The sequence below is a fragment of the Modestobacter altitudinis genome (assembly GCF_005930475.1).
Classification (GTDB): domain Bacteria; phylum Actinomycetota; class Actinomycetes; order Mycobacteriales; family Geodermatophilaceae; genus Modestobacter; species Modestobacter altitudinis.
In genome coordinates this window covers 16,101-30,817 of the sequence record NZ_SJEW01000019.1, presented here as the reverse complement: position 1 = coordinate 30,817, position 14,717 = coordinate 16,101, and the positions used below count along the sequence as shown (strand labels likewise).

Here is a 14,717-nt window from a genome sequence, read left to right as displayed (position 1 = left end):
CGCGGAACACAAGCCTCCCCCGAACTGTGCGCTTCTGACTTAGCAGCGCCGAACCTCTAAAGTGCCCACTCCCACCCGACCTTGTTGCCCCACGCCGGGGCGTAGATCAGGATTCCGTGGGTCTCCGGCACATCGAGAATGAGCGTTCCGCGGTACTGACTACCCGGCTGCAGAAGTTCCTGACCAATCTGGCTGATGGAGCATGAGAAGCCCTGCCCCTCCACGTTGGTCACCGTCACGCCGTCCGCGCCGATGAAGCGGAAATCGCGCGCGGCCCAGTAGATGAAGTAGTCCTCTGGCAGGTTCGGCGACGTGGCATACCGGAGGTCGAGCGCGAGGTAGTGCCCGTTCGCCGGAGGTGAGGCGAACCCGCTGTCACATGTGGGGTCGGCTCGCGCAGCGTCGAGCGCAAAGGTGAACACCAGCTCGGACTCGTCGGGGTTGAAGACGCCTCCCTCCTGACCCAACGTCTTGACGAGGTTGCCGCGCTCGCTGGTGGGCGGGTCATCGCTCGCTGAGGTGGTCGGCGCCGAGGCGTCGGTGGTCGGCGGCAGGGTCGGGGAAGCTACCACGGCACCCTCGCCACCGCAGCTGGCCAGCATCAGCGCCGCTGCGGTGATGACGATCATCCGACGCATGAACTTGTCCCATTCTTGGCGTAGCTCGGGCTGCTTGCTTGGGCTCGCACCGCTCCATAGGGCATTTAGCCCGATACTGACCGACGGTGCGGTCGATCGCGTTCTAGTTCCCCTAAAAGGGTGATCGTCGGGCGGAGCTGGTTGTTGGTCAGCCCGATTGCGTCAGGTCCAGGCACCCCTCCTGCCGGACCTCGTCCACCACCAGCCGCGAGGGCCGCATCCGCAGCGCCTCCTTCACCAGCCGGCGCAGCGGATCTCCCCGGCACCCTTCAGGTTGGGCTGCCGGGTCTGCATGGCGGTGACGTCCCTGCTGGTGGTGTAAGTCCAGGTCCCCACTCGCGTGAGTGATCACGTAGAGGGGCCATCGTGTGAAGGTCAGCGAGACCACGCCAATGGTTCTCGCGGAAGGACACAACACACGATGGCCCTGGACCAGTCTGCCCTGCTCGAGGTGCTGGAGGCACTGAAGGCCGCCGACGTCGATGACCGGATCCGGTCGGCGGCCACCACGATCTACCAAGCGTTGATCGAGGCCGAGCTCACCGCCGTGATCGGCGCCGGCCCGCACGAACGCACCGATGCCCGTACCGCCCAGCGCAACGGCTCCCGACCCAGAACGCTCACCACGACGGCCGGTGATCTGGAGCTGCGGATCCCCAAGCTGCGGGCCGGGTCGTTCTTCCCCTCGCTGCTGGAACGGCGCCGGCGGATCGACCAGGCCCTGTTCGCGGTGGTGATGGAGGCCTACCTGCACGGGGTGAGCACCCGCAAGGTCGATGACCTGGTGCGGGCGCTGGGCGCCGATACCGGCATCTCCAAGTCCGAGGTCTCCCGGATCTGCGCCGATCTGGACGCCGAAGTCGGCGCGTTCGCCGACCGCTCGCTGGCCGAGCAGGCGTTCCCCTACGTGTTCCTGGACGCCACCTACTGCAAGGCGCGGGTCGACCGGCGGGTGGTCTCCCAGGCGGTCGTCATCGCCACCGGGGTTGCCGCTGACGGGCACCGGGAGGTGCTCGGGTTCGCCGTCGGCGACTCCGAGGACGGCGCGTTCTGGACCGCGTTCCTGCGGTCGTTGAAGGCCCGCGGCCTGGCCGGCACCCAGCTGGTCATCTCCGATGCCCACACCGGGCTGAAAGCCGCCATCGGCGCGGTGATGATCGGAGCCAGTTGGCAGCGCTGCCGGGTGCACTTCATGCGCAACGTGCTCGCCCGGGTGCCGAAGGGCAACGCCGAGATGGTCGCCGCCGCGATCCGCACGATCTTCGCCCAGCCCGACGCCGAACACGTGCACTCCCAGCTCGACGTCATCGCCGGCATGCTCGGCCGCCAGTTCCCGACCGTCGAGGCCATGCTGCGCGAGGCAGTCGAGGAACCGCTGGCCTTCACCGCGTTCCCGGTCAGCCACTGGAAGAAGATCTGGTCGACCAACCCGCTGGAACGGCTGAACAAGGAGATCAAGCGCCGCACCGGCGTCGTCGGCGTCTTCCCCAACCCCGCCGCGCTGCTCCGGCTGGCCGGCGCGGTGCTGGTCGAGGCCCACGACGAATGGCAGGTCTCCGACCGCCGCTACCTCTCCGAAGGCTCCATGACCCCGCTCCACCGGACCGAGACCTCAACCAAGGAGGTGGCGCAGCCGGCCCTGATCGCGTCATAGTCACCACACCGCTGACCAACACGGTGAGGACTACATCCACCACACAGCGGGACGTCACCCTGCATGGCGACCACGTCCGGCAACGGCACCCGCAGCCCGAAAGCAAGGTAACTGCACAAGTTCTTGCACTTCACCGGCGGCGAGCCCGTAGGTCCCTCGTCCACCAGACGAAGAGAACGGCCCCGCCTCGGTGAGCACGCCGAGACGAGGCCGGACCTGTCCGCTGGAGATCAGCGGGCGCAGACGGCGTAGCCCCTGAGACTTTAAGACCAGGTGGTGAAGCGCCAGCCGGAGTTGCTGCTGTAGCTGCCAGTGATCTTCACACCCGTCGCTGTCCAGGCGTTGCCGGACGGGTAGCTGCTCGTGAGCTTGTGCTCCGTGCTTGGGGTCAGCGTCGATCTCCAGGCGTCAGGCTGCTGCCGCTACTCGCAGGCAGTCCCGTCGCCGTCCCGGTCCATCGCCGAGCGGTAGCCGGGGTCGCCACGGTGCAGGGGCGCGGCACCGGCGGCGCGAGCGTCGGTGCAGTTGGCGTAGTAGACGGGCGGCGCGGGTGCAGGCGCCGGCGCGGGTGCAGGCGCCGGCGCGGGTGCAGGCGCCGGCGCGGTTGCCGTTGCGGCTCGGGCCCGGGCCGGAAGATTGACCGTCTTGGCCCCGCACGAGCCGGTGAGGATGCTGCTGAGCTTGTTGCGCTCCGCGGTGTCCATCGTCAGCCGCCAGCGGTACTTCACCTCCAGCCACAGGATCGCGTAGTTGCAGCGGTTGGAAGCCAGAGACGGAAGCCACTGGGCGGGGTCGCGGTCCCCCTTGGCGCTGTTGACGTCGTCGGTCACCGCCTCGAGCGTGCCGCTGAAGCCGAGATCGTTGGCGTAGCGCTTCCGGTCGGTCGTGGTCCAGCTGCGGGCGCCAGACTCCCAGGTCTCCTTGAGCGCGACGCGGTGGTCGATGTCGACATCGCTGGCCAGCGTCCAGGTGCGGCCGTCGTAGGGGCTGATCCAGCGCCCGGACAGCACCGCGCACCGGCTTCCGCTCGTGTACCGCACGGTCACCCGCGATTCGGCGGCCAGGACCTCGGCTCGGGTGTCCTGGCAGTCGCGGTTGTCGTCGGTCCAGTGCGTGAACCTGGCTCGATCGTAGGTCGAGGAGCCGACCTCGGCCGCAACCGCGACCTTGCTTAGGAGTCCCCACGCCGTGGAGGTGGCTGCCTGAGCGGGCGACGCCAGCGAAGCGAACAGCGACAGGAACAGCGCAACGGCTGTAGCGACGCAGGCAGTCTGAACTCGCCGCCAGCCGGTCCGCACATTCCTCGGCATTGGTTGTACTCCGCTCGCCACTGATCAGGACTACGAGTAGCCGCGTAGCTACGCAGCGTCATAGAAGGTGTGCGGAGACTAGCCGGGCGCCGAAGAAAGTTCCGGTACTGAACCGCGCGAAGCCCTACAGGTGTGACAGCGGGGGTTCGCGGGACCACTGCGGCTCAGTTCGGTGACCAGGTGTGCCGCGGTGGCTACCGCTCCACCTACGAGCCGGCGATCCAGAAGGTTTGGACCACCTAGCCGGGCAGAACAGCAGCCTGTCGGGCCAGGGACGACCAGGATTCGCAGCGGCTCGCCTGCGCTGCAGGATTGCAGCTTAGGCTGGCCGCGCCCTGGATCAACAGGGCGGGTCGCACATCCCGGACATAGAGAGAACTGCGAGGGACCGTGTTCCTTGAGACAATTCGTGCTTTCGCGGCCATTTTAGCGGCGGTTACAGCTCTACTCGGCCTCTACTTCGGTGTAACGCGCGCCGCTAGGTTGAGAAGAAGAGAGCAACTCTTCCGTGAATCATTGACCGCACTAAATGAGAATGATCCTCGGCGGCGCTCTGTCTCCGAACTTCACCGCGTCACTCTTGCGGACCTGATCGCACGCCAGATGACGGGCAGTTGGCGAACAGCCTGGCCGTGGCTCGCCTGGTTCATCATTGCAGTGCTCTACGGGCAGCTCGGGTATCTCGGAGCGGCTTACCTGGCTAGCGACGCCCCGTGGAGCGTCTTCGACTTCTTCCTCGCAACCACCGGCGACGGATTTGCCACCCCCATACTTATGGTGGGCGCCATCTTCGCGATCTTCCCACAAATTTACCGTTCTTACGTCTGGACGCTGTCTGAGCGCGCCCGCATAGCGCAACGCTTCTATGACGGAGAGAGCGTCGAGCCGCCGGCCGTACTCCTCGAGCTCGAACTCGCCGCTGAGATGAAAGGTCTGAAATCCCATGCCTCCCGGGAGGAGGTGACGGACAAGACGTCAAAGGAGAGGTCATCAGACGGGCAAGGCCGCGGATTATGGAGCTACTACGGCAAGTCGTTGATACCTGGGCTGTTCTGCATCTCCTCGGGGCTCTTCGTCGGCACGCAGTTCTGGATCACGCGACAGCCAGGCGATCGACTCGAAACCGTCGAATCGCTACGGGGATTTTTCCTCCTGACGCTCCTCTTCTTCGTCCTCACGATCTACCCGACCGCGTCGATCTGGTTTCAAGTCGTGAAAAGACTCAGGCAAATCGCACCTGGAGGCAAGCACCCTGAAACCCCGGCCCGCGTCCGCACCGAGCTGGGACGCCGGGCCAGCCGGCATGGCGTGCAGTCGGCTCCGCGCCGGGTGGCGGGGCCGGTCAAGCGGCCAGAGGGTCCAGAGGGTCCAGAGGGTCAGCGGTCACGCCGCCCTGCACCTCGACAACCGGGGCGTCGCCGGCTTCGGTGGCCGGCACGGCTGCGGTGGCGGCGTCCAGGACGACGGTGAGGAGTTCTCCTCAGTACGCCCACCCCTTCTCCGCTGCGGCCTGCGCAGCGGCCGTCAAACGACCGCCGGCGACCTCGATGAGACCGGCTATCGCCATAATGGCGACGAGCGAGTCGACGTCGGCTCCTGCACCCACGCGCTCCCCCAGCAAGGCTGCGTTGATCTGCTGGAGGCTGATTAACGCACCGTGCGCGGTCTCTGCGAAGTCGGCGTGCACGGTCGCCCCAGGACTCCTGTGCAGCACGCCGTCGATCTCGATCCGCTGCAGCGTCGAGGCACGAGGCCCAGCGTGCACCGAGTGGTTGCCAAGTCGGTAAAAGGGATACAGGTGGCCAAGGTCAGCGTACTTCTCTAGATCGTTGAACGAGGGATTCTTCAGGATGGAGCGCGCCCAGCCGTTGGATCCTCTAATGCCTTCCCACTTCTTCGCCACTGACTCGCTCATCATTTTCAGCTCCGCCATCTCGTTGGCAGGGATGGGCGCCTGCTCCAGCGCCTCGCAGTTCTCGTTGTACTGCACGGCATCGTTATAATGCTCGATTTCCTCATAAGCCCTATACCGGTCAGTCAGCTCGGCATCGGACTTCTGCAACACGGAGGCCACCACGGCCAGCTCATGCAGCGAACGGGCGCGGGCCTCCGCCCCACTCGGAAAGCCGGCCTGCTGCAACGTCTGGATCTCGCTCACCACTCGGCAGGCGCGCGCATGTAGGTCGAGGAGGCTGTCCCACACAACGGGTCTCTGGCCTGGCGGGTCTATCGCCCAGCCCGCCCCGACCTCGTAGGACGCATAAGCGGCCGCGCCGTAGGCCTGGAAAGCTTCTCCCCAAACCTGCTGCAAGGTGACCGCGAGAATCCGCTTGTCTCTGCTCAGGGATCGGTCGAGATGAGCCGCACCCGCGAGCAGACCAGTGGTGACCTTCGTAGCGCGCGGCTTCAGACTGTCGCCCTCGCGCTCCACCAAGTCGGCAACGATACGATGTCGCGCATCTTCACCTTCGACGGCGACCTGTGACTCGACACCTTGATGAAGCCTGCGGAAGTAGTCGCGGGTCAAGGGCCCGATGTCCGCAAGTTCTAGGTCATCGTCTATCTGGTAGTAGCGAATTCGTCTACAGCGTAGGGCGATCCGCCGATCCCAGATGACCTCCTCCACGCTCCGGACGCCGAGCAGCCATCGACGGCGCAGCTGCAGTTCCCATCGGCGGAGGCGTAGCCGTGAATCGGGGACCACCATCTCTCGAGCATGCCTGCGACGACGCGCGGATGCAGCTCTGTATCTGAGGTGCGGACATCGGCATCCGTCGCGTCATCGGTGCAGATCAGGTCGACCAAGGTTCAGGCGCCGTGCTCCTGGGGCCAGGGCGCGGTCACGCGGGGTCGGGTGAGGGTGCCGCGACCAGCCACGACCCGATCATCAGTCGCCTGCCCGTGCCCGAAGGCCCACCGCTCAGCGGCGACTACCCCGCGGGCCGAGAGGGCGAGCACGGTCGCCGCGGCGCCAAGGACGGCGGCCTGCTTCCCCACGGCCAGCGACCGGAAGGTGAGCGGCGCGGCGTCGCCGTAGCCGGCCTGAAACCCCTTGCGGGTTGTCGCCCACGCCGCCTGGAACTCAGGTGCGGTCACCGCGAGCGACCCGGCGCAGAGGCCGGCCACCGAACAGCGCGACTCCTCGACCGGGGCCGACCGCCGCGGAGCCGTTCCCTCCGCGAGCCCCACCCGTCGGCATGGAACCCGTGCGCGCATATCCCGCAGGAGCACGTTCGACGTCCGACACACCTCATGCACCCCGGCGCGCCGTTCCGTCGTGATGAATAGGGTGACAGCATGGCTGAGCGGTCAGGGCGTCACAAGGCGGGGCGCTCACAGGCTCGCGGCCGGGCCGGAGCGACCGAGTCGTCTCAGCCCGTCGCTGCCGTGACTGGCTCGGGCACCGCGCCAGCGCCGGTGGAAGGCAACGAGCGCAGGCGTGCGGCGACCACGTGCGGGTGGTGCGGGACGGCGATTGAGCCCAGGGCGCGGGGACGCATCCCCAAGTGGTGTTCGGCCTCCTGCCGGCAACGCGCCTGGGAGCAGGCCCGCGCGGCCACATCCGGCCGCGCAGCAGTCCAGGTCATCGAGCGCCGGGTGGAGGTCCCGGTGCCCATGCCCCCGACTCGGCGCGACTGGCCTCGACTGCTCGATGAACTGGCCCGACAGGTTGATGACGGCCGGGTCTACGACCGAGACCTCGACGGCCTTCAGTCCGCCCTGACCGCCGTGCTGGATGCGGTGGGCCGCCGGCCCTATGTGCGGAGCCGAACGACCGGTTTGCGCTGACGGCTGCGCTTGGGGTGACGTAGCCACATCGCCGGGGTGACACCCCCCCGACGGGGTCACCCCACCTCCTCTCCCCCGCCGAGCACCGGCCGGCCCGGTTCGTCTGCGTCCGCCGCGGCTCGGTTCGTCGGCGTCCGCCGTCACCAGACGGCCGTTGGTGACGCCTCTTCCAAGCGGAACCGGTCGGAACCCAGGCACCCGGCCGCCGATGCGAACCGGAGGGACGGCATGGGCAACCAGCCACAACGACTGCGGGACATTCTCGCCGACGAGCCGCTGCTGCTGACCCCAGAGGAAGCCGCCACCGTGCTCCGCGTCGGCCGCACCACCGTGTACGCGCTGATGAAGTCCGGTGACCTGCACGCGGTCCACATCGGCCGCAGCTGCCGGTTGTCCCGCGCCGAACTCAAGCGGTACGTCGACCGCCTCGACATGGCTGAGCGGCCGGCGCCTCCGACGTCGCGCACGGGCCGGAGGACCAGCACGAATCAGGGCGAACTGTTCGACGTCGTCCCCAAGCCCGCCACCCGACCCTGACTTGTGGATTCCGGCGACCCGGTGTCGGAGCCCACCACGACACTCGGCCGCCGTCGAACACGATGAGCGAGAGAAGCGACCGATGACACGGCGGAGAGAAGCGACCAGGCGACCGCGGGCGAGCGGTGAGTCCTCGATCTACCAGGACGACGACGGTCGGTGGCACGGCTTCGTGTCGATGGGCAAGAAGGAGAACGGCCGCCGCGACCGGCGCCACGTCTCCGGCGCCAAGCGCGCCGACGTCGTCACCAAGGTGCGGGCGCTCGAGTCGAAGCGTGACGCCGGCTTGGTGGAGGCGGCCGGTCGAGCGCCGACCGTCGGCGAGTGGCTTGACCACTGGCTCGACAACATCGCGGCCCGGAAGGTCCGAGCTAGGACGTTGGAGAGCTACCGCAGCACCGTGCGGCTGCACCTGCGTCCTGGAGTCGGGCACCACCGGCTCGACCGCCTGCAGCCGGAACACCTAGAGCTGCTCTACGCCGCACTCGCGGACAACGGCCTCAGCCCCGCGTCGATCCTGCGTGCCCACCGAGTGCTCTCCCGGGGGCTCCGGGTCGCCACCCAGCGCGGCAAGATCGCTCGCAACGTCGCCACGCTGGTCGACCCGCCCACCGTGAAACGTTCCCAGACCGCGCTGCCGCTGACCGCCGACGAAGCCAAGTCAGTGATGGCGGCAGCGCAGCGGCACCGCAACGCCGCCCGGTGGACAGTGGCATTGGCGGTCGGCCTGCGGCAGTCCGAAGCACTCGGCCTTCGCTGGTCCGACGTCGACCTCGGCAACGGAACACTGACCGTGCGACGCGGCCTGCACCGCGTCGCTCAGCAGGGCCTCGTCTACGAGGAGCCCAAGGCCGACCGCAGCCGGCGGACCCTCGCGCTGCCCGGCCAGCTCGTTGAGGCGCTGCGCGCCCACCGCGCCGCCCAGCTCGCGGAGCGGGCCGGGGCCGGCTCGCTCTGGCAGGACCACGACCTGGTCTTCGCGCAGCCGAACGGGAAGCCGATCGAGCGGAAGGCCGACTGGCTCGCCTGGAAGCGGCTCCTGAACGAAGCAGGCGTCCGCGACGTCCGGCTGCACGACGGCCGGCACACGGCCGCGACGCTGCTGCTGTCCGAGGGCGTCCACCCCCGGGTGGTCATGGAGGTCCTCGGCCACTCGCAGATGCGCACGACCACGGACACCTACAGCCATGTCATGCCCGCGCTCGGCAAGGACGCCGCAGACCGGATGGGCCGGGCGTTGTGGGACTGACCTGGCACCGGTTTGGCTCCAGTGGCCACCACGCTGGCACCAGAAACGAGTCAAGCCGCTCTCCGAAACGGAGAACGGCCTGCTCAAAGGGGTGGAGCTGAGGGGACTCGAACCCCTGACCCCCACACTGCCAGTGTGGTGCGCTACCAGCTGCGCCACAGCCCCTTGCCGACCCGGTCTGGTGTGTCCGAGCCGTTGAGAACAGTACAGCGTCTGATCCGGCACTCGACGGGGGGTCCCGCTGAGTGTCGTGCTCTCAGCCGGCCGCGCCGAACGCCTCGTCCTGTGGCCGGTGCAACCCCTGCATCTGCCACCAACGCCCCGAGGGAGCTCCCGTCCCGGCCGTGCCTCGGGTGGCGGCGACCGCTGTCGACGGGTTCCTGGTCGGTGTGGTCACGTACCTTGACGGCGTCCTGGCACCGCCGTCCGGCCGCGGCGGCCGGCCCCGGGAGGACACCGTGCTGACGACGCTGCTCGACACCCTCGGCAGCTGGCCCGCCGCGGTGGTGCTCGGGATCGGCGCGGCAGTGCTGTTCCTGGAGACGGGCGTCGTGCTCGGCGTCCTGCTGCCCGGCACGACCACAGTGGTCCTGCTGGGCCTGTGGTCCAGTGCCGCGGGAACCGGAGCCGCGCCGCCGATCGCCGTGGCGGCGACAGCCAGCGCCTCTGGCGCGTTGCTCGGCTGGACGCGGGGGCACCGCCGGCGCGACGTCGCCCCCACCACGCACGGGAGGCTGCGCGCCCGGGTCGACCCGGTCGTCCGGCTGGCCCGCCGGTGGCTGGCCGCCCAGGGGCCGCTGGGCGCCGGCCTGCTCGTCGTGGCGGCGCACTGGGTCGCGGGCACCCGCACGCTCACCCCGCGGGTGGCCGGCGGGGCAGGGGTGCCGCTGCGCCTGGCGGGGCCGGCCATCGTCGTCAGCGCCACGGCCTGGGCGACCACGATCGTGCTGCTCGCCCGCGCGCTGGGCGCTCAAGTGGTCGGCGGCGTCGGTTGGGCGACCGCGGTCGTCCTCGCGGTCCTGGTCGTCGCGCTGGGGGTCCGGGCCTGGCTGCAGCACCGCTCCGCCACCTGATGGTCCGTTCCGCCAGAGGCACGCCTCTGGCGGAACGGAGGTCAGGCGGACGGCGGCGGGATCATCTGGGCGACCCGGATCGAGTTGCCGAACGGGTCGCGGAAGCCGAAGTCGATGCCGTAGGGCTGCACGACCGGCTCCTCCGGCACGTCGACGCCGCGCTCCTTGAGCTCGGCGTGGGTCTTGTGCGCGTCGTCGCAGACGAAGAAGAGGTTGCCGCCGGCGGCGCCCTTGCTGACCACGTCGCGCACCTGGTCGGCGATCTCCGCGCTCACCGAGGGCGGGGCGGGCAGCTCGAGCAGCACCGAGCGGGCCGGGTCGCTGGGCAGCGCGACGGTGAGGAAGCGCATCGGCCCGAACTGCTGGTCGACCTTGACCTCGAAGCCGAGCTTTCCCACGTAGAAGTCGAGAGCGGCGTCCTGATCGAGCACGTACAGGGACGAGATGGTGATGGCGTTCAACATGTCGGGAACGCTAGGGCTCAGCCGGGTCCCCGGACTTCTCCGAAACTGCGGTGTTCGAGCCGGGGCGCAGCCACCGCATGCCGAAGCAGCTGGGCACCGCCGGCAGCGGCCCCTGGCGCCGGTACGCGCTCGGGGGCTCCCCGACGACCTCGGCGAACACCCGGCTGAAGGTGCCCAAGCTGCTGAAGCCGACCGCCATGCAGATGTCGGTGACGCGCTGGTCGCTGGTGCGCAGCAGGAACATCGCCCGCTCGACCCGGCGCCGCTGCAGGTAGCGGTTGGGCGTCTCGCCGAACGTCGTCTTGAAGGTGCGGATGAAGTGCGACTCGGACACGTGCGCGATCCGGGCCAGCGCCGAGACGTCGAGCGGCTCGGCATAGGCCCGGTCCATCGCGTCCCGGGCCCGGAGCATCCGCCGGTTGGAGTCCTCGCTCGCCCGGCTCACCGCGCCATCATCGCAAGGACCCGACACCGGGACGCTCGATCCGGGGACGGGCCACCGCTCCACGTCCGGATCCCGGTCTCGGCGCCGAACCGGGCCGGTCCTCCTAGACGTCGACGCCGCGAGCGCGGAGCCAGGCCACGGGGTCGATGCGCTTGCCGTCCATGCCGCCGGAGTGCACCTCGAAGTGCAGGTGCGGGCCGGTGGACTGGCCGCGGCTGCCCTCCAGCGCGATCGTGTCGCCGGCCTCCACCACGTCGCCCGCGTCGACCAGGATCTTCTCCATGTGCCCGTACACGGTGACGTCGCCGCTCACGCCCAGGATGTAGACGGCGTAGCCGAACCCGGTGGCGGCGCCGGCCCGCAGCACGACGCCGTCCTCGGCGGCGTACTCCGGGGTCAGCTTGGGGGCCGCCAGGTCGATGCCCCAGTGCATGGTGCCCCAGCGCATGCAGAAGCAGGTGGTCATCCGGGCGCCGTCGATCGGCATCACGGCCTTGGGGCGGGCGGCCTCGGCGGCGGCCTCGGCCTCGGCCTCGGCGGCCTCGGCCTCCGCGGCGCGCTGGGCACGGCTCGCGGCGACCTCGTCCAGCCGGGCCTTCGCCTCGACCTCGGTGATCGCCTCCTGCGGGCTCATCTCGGGCTCGAGCATGCCCTCGGCGTCCGAGCCCAGGAGCTCGGTGACCGACAGCGGCTCCTCCGCGTCGGCGGAGGGCAGCGCCTGGGTGCCGACCACGGCGGCGGCCATGCCCCCGACCACCAGGGCGGCGAGCAGGGCGGCCGGACGGCGCCGACCGACGGCGCTGCGGCGGGCCCGGGGAACGGCGGGGGTCTCCGGGGTGGCAGTCTCCGAGGACAGGGGCTCGACCTGCGCTCCGCGGCTGCGGACGGTCGTGCCGGTGTGCCTCGAACCCACGGTGCCTGCCCCTCGCTCCCCGTCCGACGCCCCAGTGGGCCGGATCGGGTCTGCAGACCATCCAAACATCGAACGACAGAGTTGTAATTCGTCGCCCGGCGTGTTCTTCCGAACACGCCGCGCAACCACGGCGGTGCTGGACGATCCCACCCCGGATCGTCGACCCGCTGGCTCATCGAGCGGTCGAGGTCAGCCGGCCGCAGGCGCCCACCGCTGCTGCACGTCGACGTCCCGGGACCGGCGCACCGCCCCGAGCCCGCCGACGACCAGCCCGAGACCACCGGCGACGAGGACGGCGACGGCAGCCCGGGCCAGGAACTGCGGCCCGGTGGTGAGCGCGTGCGCGGTCCACAGCACGTCCACGTCGGGCAGCCCCTCGACCAGCAGCAACCAGCCGGCCACCACCGCAGCGAGCCCGGTCAGCACGCCCCGCCCGCGCAGCGCCGCCCGCACGCCGACGGCCGCAGTCAGCACCACCAGCAGGGCCGGGAGCAGCGCGGACACGACCGCGCCGGTGTGCGAGGCGACGCTCACCGCCGGCGCCGGGGTGGTGACCGCGTGGACCAGCGCCGCAGTGGCGCTCAGCACCAGCACGGCGGCGAGCGGTCGAGGTCCGCGGGCCCACCAGCCGGCCAGCACGGTGCCGACCAGCAGCAGCCCGTGGAGGGGCCAGACCAGCCAGCCCGGTGGCGGCGGGCTCCAGGTCAGCTCGCCGGTGACGTCGACGTCGGCGCCGCCGTAGGTCATCGGCACCGTCCACCGGCTGATGGTGTGCGGGGACCCCGGGTCCGCGGCGACCACCGGCGGCAGCCGGCCCTCGCTCATCCAGTGCGTGCGGTGGTCGTGCCAGGCGTACCGGGGCTGGGTGGAGACCTGCTCCCACCGCGGCGCAGCGGCGTCGTCGACGTCGGCGGGCACCCGGGTGCGGCCGTAGCGGTCGAGGTTCAGCCAGGTGGCCGGGCTCAGCGCGTTGCGCCAGACCCCCTCCGGGCCGATCCGCAGGTAGGGCTCACCGGTGTAGCCCGGCACCGCCAGCTCGGTGCCGGTCGGGTTGTCCACCTCGAGCTGGTCCCCGAAGTCCAGCAGCCGGACGCTCACCCCGGGCAGTGCCGGGGAGACCCCGCGGAGCCGACCGTCGAAGTCGCTGCCCGCCGTCCCGCCGCCGACGTGCGCGCTCGCCGGACCCGCCACGGCCAGGGTGGCGAGCAGCCCGACCAGGACCACCAGCACCCGCCCCGAATGCGGGCTCACTCGGCGGCGACGACGGCCAGGTCGTGGGCGATGTCGGCGCCGGTGTTCCCGGCGTCGAAGGCGACGTCGGCCTCGCCGTCGGTGCCGTAGAGCAGCAGCAGCGCCGAGTGGCTCTGGCCCATGTCCTCGGCCAGCGGCACCCCGGCGGCCAGCTGCGCCTGGTCGATCTGGTCCTGGTCACCGGTGAGCCCGATGAACTGGGTGGGCAGGTCGGCGTCGAACTGGTCGAGGTAGGCGCCGAGCACCTCCGGGGTGTCCCGGGCCGGGTCGGTGGTCACGAAGACCACCGAGGTCTCGGTCGCGACAGCCGGGTCGACCTTGCGCACGGCCAGCGCGATGTCGGCCATCGTCGTCGGGCAGACGTCGGGGCAGTTCGTGTAGCCGAAGAAGAGCAGCGTCGGCCCGGTGCCGGTGCGGTCGGCGAAGTCGAACGGAGCGCCGGCGCTGTCGGTGAGGGTGAACTCGGGCTTCCGGTACGGGTCGGCCAGGTGCAGGCCGTCGTAGCCGCTGTCGTCGCCGCCCTCGACCGTCGCCGGTGCCGAGCTGGCGGAGTGGTCGTGCCCCTCGGCCGTGCCGCCGGCGTCCGCGTCGGCGCCGCAGCCGGCCAGCAGCAGACCCGCGGCGAGGCCGAGGGCGGTCAGCGCGGGCCGGGTCGCAGAGCTCACGAGGACACGGTACGTCGGCGCGCGCCGAGGCCGAGGCCGAGACCGGCCAGCCCGGCGAGCAGCCCGAGGACGGCGAGCACCAGGGCGACGGTGGCGGTCGTGTCCCCGCCGTCGTCGGTGGCCGCGCTCGCGGAGCTGGTCGTGGCGGCGGCGCCGTGCGCGTCGGTGCCGGCCGCGGCGGCGGTGAGCGACAGCACCGGCGCCGGGTGCTCCGGCTCGGGCTGACCGTCAACGGTCGGCTCGATCCACGCGGCCTCGCTGCCGTCGCTGTAGGTCTGCACCACGTTGAACGTCAGCTCGTCGACGTCCGGGAACGGGCCACCGGACAGCGCGAACTCCTGGAACTGCCCCGGCGCGATGCCGGTCCCGGGGTCGGCCTGGAAGTCCACCACCGAGACCGCCGAGTCGATGGTGTCGCCGTCGTCGGAGGTGACCGGCGGGTCGAGCGCGACGGTGGTCAGGGTGACCGTCCAGCCGGGCACCGGCTGGGCCCGCACCGAGGTCAGCGGCGTCTCGGTGGGCAGCTGGATGCGCAGCCCGACGGTGCTCGCGGCGTCGCTCTCGTCGGGCACGCTGAAGGTGACCTTGCCGTAGCCGCCGGCGGCGGCGTTCGTCGAGGAGACCGTCACGTGAGCGGAGGCGATGCCCGTGCCGGCGACCAGCAGGGCGCCGGCGGCCACGAGCACCACGGGCAGCCGACGGAGGGGGCGGAGCAGGGACACTGTTCTC

General features: G+C 70.3%; 15 protein-coding genes and 1 tRNA gene. 5 read left to right on the top strand and 11 right to left on the bottom strand.

Annotation, left to right across the window (positions count from 1 at the left end):
- Positions 1-56: 56 nt before the first annotated feature.
- Positions 57-629, bottom strand: coding sequence for a hypothetical protein (locus FHL79_RS09525; RefSeq protein WP_138758370.1), 573 nt, complete (start codon positions 627-629; stop codon positions 57-59).
- Between the two features lie 430 nt (positions 630-1,059).
- Here FHL79_RS09525 and FHL79_RS09515 point away from each other — a divergent pair, with 430 nt between their 5' ends.
- Positions 1,060-2,292 carry an IS256 family transposase gene (locus FHL79_RS09515; RefSeq protein WP_138758369.1) on the top strand — a complete coding sequence of 411 codons (1,233 nt, stop codon included), beginning with the start codon at positions 1,060-1,062 and terminating at the stop codon, positions 2,290-2,292.
- 422 nt (positions 2,293-2,714) lie between these two features.
- Here FHL79_RS09515 and FHL79_RS09510 read toward each other — a convergent pair whose 3' ends face one another.
- Complete coding sequence (locus FHL79_RS09510; protein ID WP_171058093.1) at positions 2,715-3,602, bottom strand: excalibur calcium-binding domain-containing protein; 888 nt, start codon at positions 3,600-3,602, stop codon at positions 2,715-2,717.
- A 390-nt stretch (positions 3,603-3,992) separates the two neighbouring features.
- Here FHL79_RS09510 and FHL79_RS09505 point away from each other — a divergent pair, with 390 nt between their 5' ends.
- On the top strand, positions 3,993-5,072 hold the full coding sequence (locus FHL79_RS09505; RefSeq protein WP_138758368.1) for a hypothetical protein: 1,080 nt from the start codon (positions 3,993-3,995) through the stop codon (positions 5,070-5,072).
- Between the two features lie 10 nt (positions 5,073-5,082).
- Here the strand turns inward: FHL79_RS09505 and FHL79_RS09500 are convergent, their stop codons facing one another.
- Positions 5,083-6,228, bottom strand: a complete 1,146-nt coding sequence (locus FHL79_RS09500; RefSeq protein WP_138758367.1) for a DUF5677 domain-containing protein — start codon at positions 6,226-6,228, stop codon at positions 5,083-5,085.
- Positions 6,229-6,410: 182 nt separating this feature from the next.
- The gene (locus tag FHL79_RS09495; protein WP_138758366.1) at positions 6,411-6,698 is read right to left on the bottom strand and encodes a hypothetical protein; all 288 of its coding nucleotides are present in this window, start codon (positions 6,696-6,698) and stop codon (positions 6,411-6,413) included.
- Between the two features lie 921 nt (positions 6,699-7,619).
- Between FHL79_RS09495 and FHL79_RS09485 the strand changes: the two genes are divergently transcribed.
- Positions 7,620-7,928, top strand: coding sequence for a helix-turn-helix domain-containing protein (locus FHL79_RS09485; RefSeq protein WP_138758364.1), 309 nt, complete (start codon positions 7,620-7,622; stop codon positions 7,926-7,928).
- 82 nt (positions 7,929-8,010) lie between these two features.
- Entirely contained in the window at positions 8,011-9,177 is a 1,167-nt protein-coding gene (locus FHL79_RS09480) for a tyrosine-type recombinase/integrase (protein ID WP_138758363.1), read from the top strand.
- A 92-nt stretch (positions 9,178-9,269) separates the two neighbouring features.
- Here FHL79_RS09480 and FHL79_RS09475 read toward each other — a convergent pair.
- Positions 9,270-9,342 (bottom strand) — tRNA-Ala (locus FHL79_RS09475).
- Positions 9,343-9,530: 188 nt separating this feature from the next.
- Here FHL79_RS09475 and FHL79_RS09470 point away from each other — a divergent pair.
- Positions 9,531-10,250, top strand: coding sequence for a DedA family protein (locus FHL79_RS09470; protein WP_138758362.1), 720 nt, complete (start codon positions 9,531-9,533; stop codon positions 10,248-10,250).
- A gap of 41 nt (positions 10,251-10,291) precedes the next feature.
- Here the strand turns inward: FHL79_RS09470 and FHL79_RS09465 are convergent, their stop codons facing one another.
- The 6 genes from FHL79_RS09465 to FHL79_RS09440 form a co-directional block, all read right to left on the bottom strand.
- Positions 10,292-10,714, bottom strand: coding sequence for a VOC family protein (locus FHL79_RS09465; RefSeq protein ID WP_138758361.1), 423 nt, complete (start codon positions 10,712-10,714; stop codon positions 10,292-10,294).
- A gap of 10 nt (positions 10,715-10,724) precedes the next feature.
- Positions 10,725-11,159 carry a helix-turn-helix domain-containing protein gene (locus tag FHL79_RS09460; RefSeq protein WP_138758360.1) on the bottom strand — a complete coding sequence of 145 codons (435 nt, stop codon included), beginning with the start codon at positions 11,157-11,159 and terminating at the stop codon, positions 10,725-10,727.
- A gap of 103 nt (positions 11,160-11,262) precedes the next feature.
- The gene (locus FHL79_RS09455; protein WP_138758359.1) at positions 11,263-12,072 is read right to left on the bottom strand and encodes a M23 family metallopeptidase; all 810 of its coding nucleotides are present in this window, start codon (positions 12,070-12,072) and stop codon (positions 11,263-11,265) included.
- Positions 12,073-12,261: 189 nt separating this feature from the next.
- Positions 12,262-13,323, bottom strand: coding sequence for a hypothetical protein (locus FHL79_RS09450; RefSeq protein ID WP_138758358.1), 1,062 nt, complete (start codon positions 13,321-13,323; stop codon positions 12,262-12,264).
- On the bottom strand, positions 13,320-13,988 hold the full coding sequence (locus FHL79_RS09445; protein WP_138758357.1) for an SCO family protein: 669 nt from the start codon (positions 13,986-13,988) through the stop codon (positions 13,320-13,322). The genes FHL79_RS09450 and FHL79_RS09445 overlap by 4 nt, the downstream gene beginning before the upstream one ends.
- On the bottom strand, positions 13,985-14,710 hold the full coding sequence (locus tag FHL79_RS09440; RefSeq protein WP_138758356.1) for a YcnI family copper-binding membrane protein: 726 nt from the start codon (positions 14,708-14,710) through the stop codon (positions 13,985-13,987). Before FHL79_RS09440 ends, FHL79_RS09445 begins: the two co-directional genes overlap by 4 nt.
- Positions 14,711-14,717: the final 7 nt, after the last annotated feature.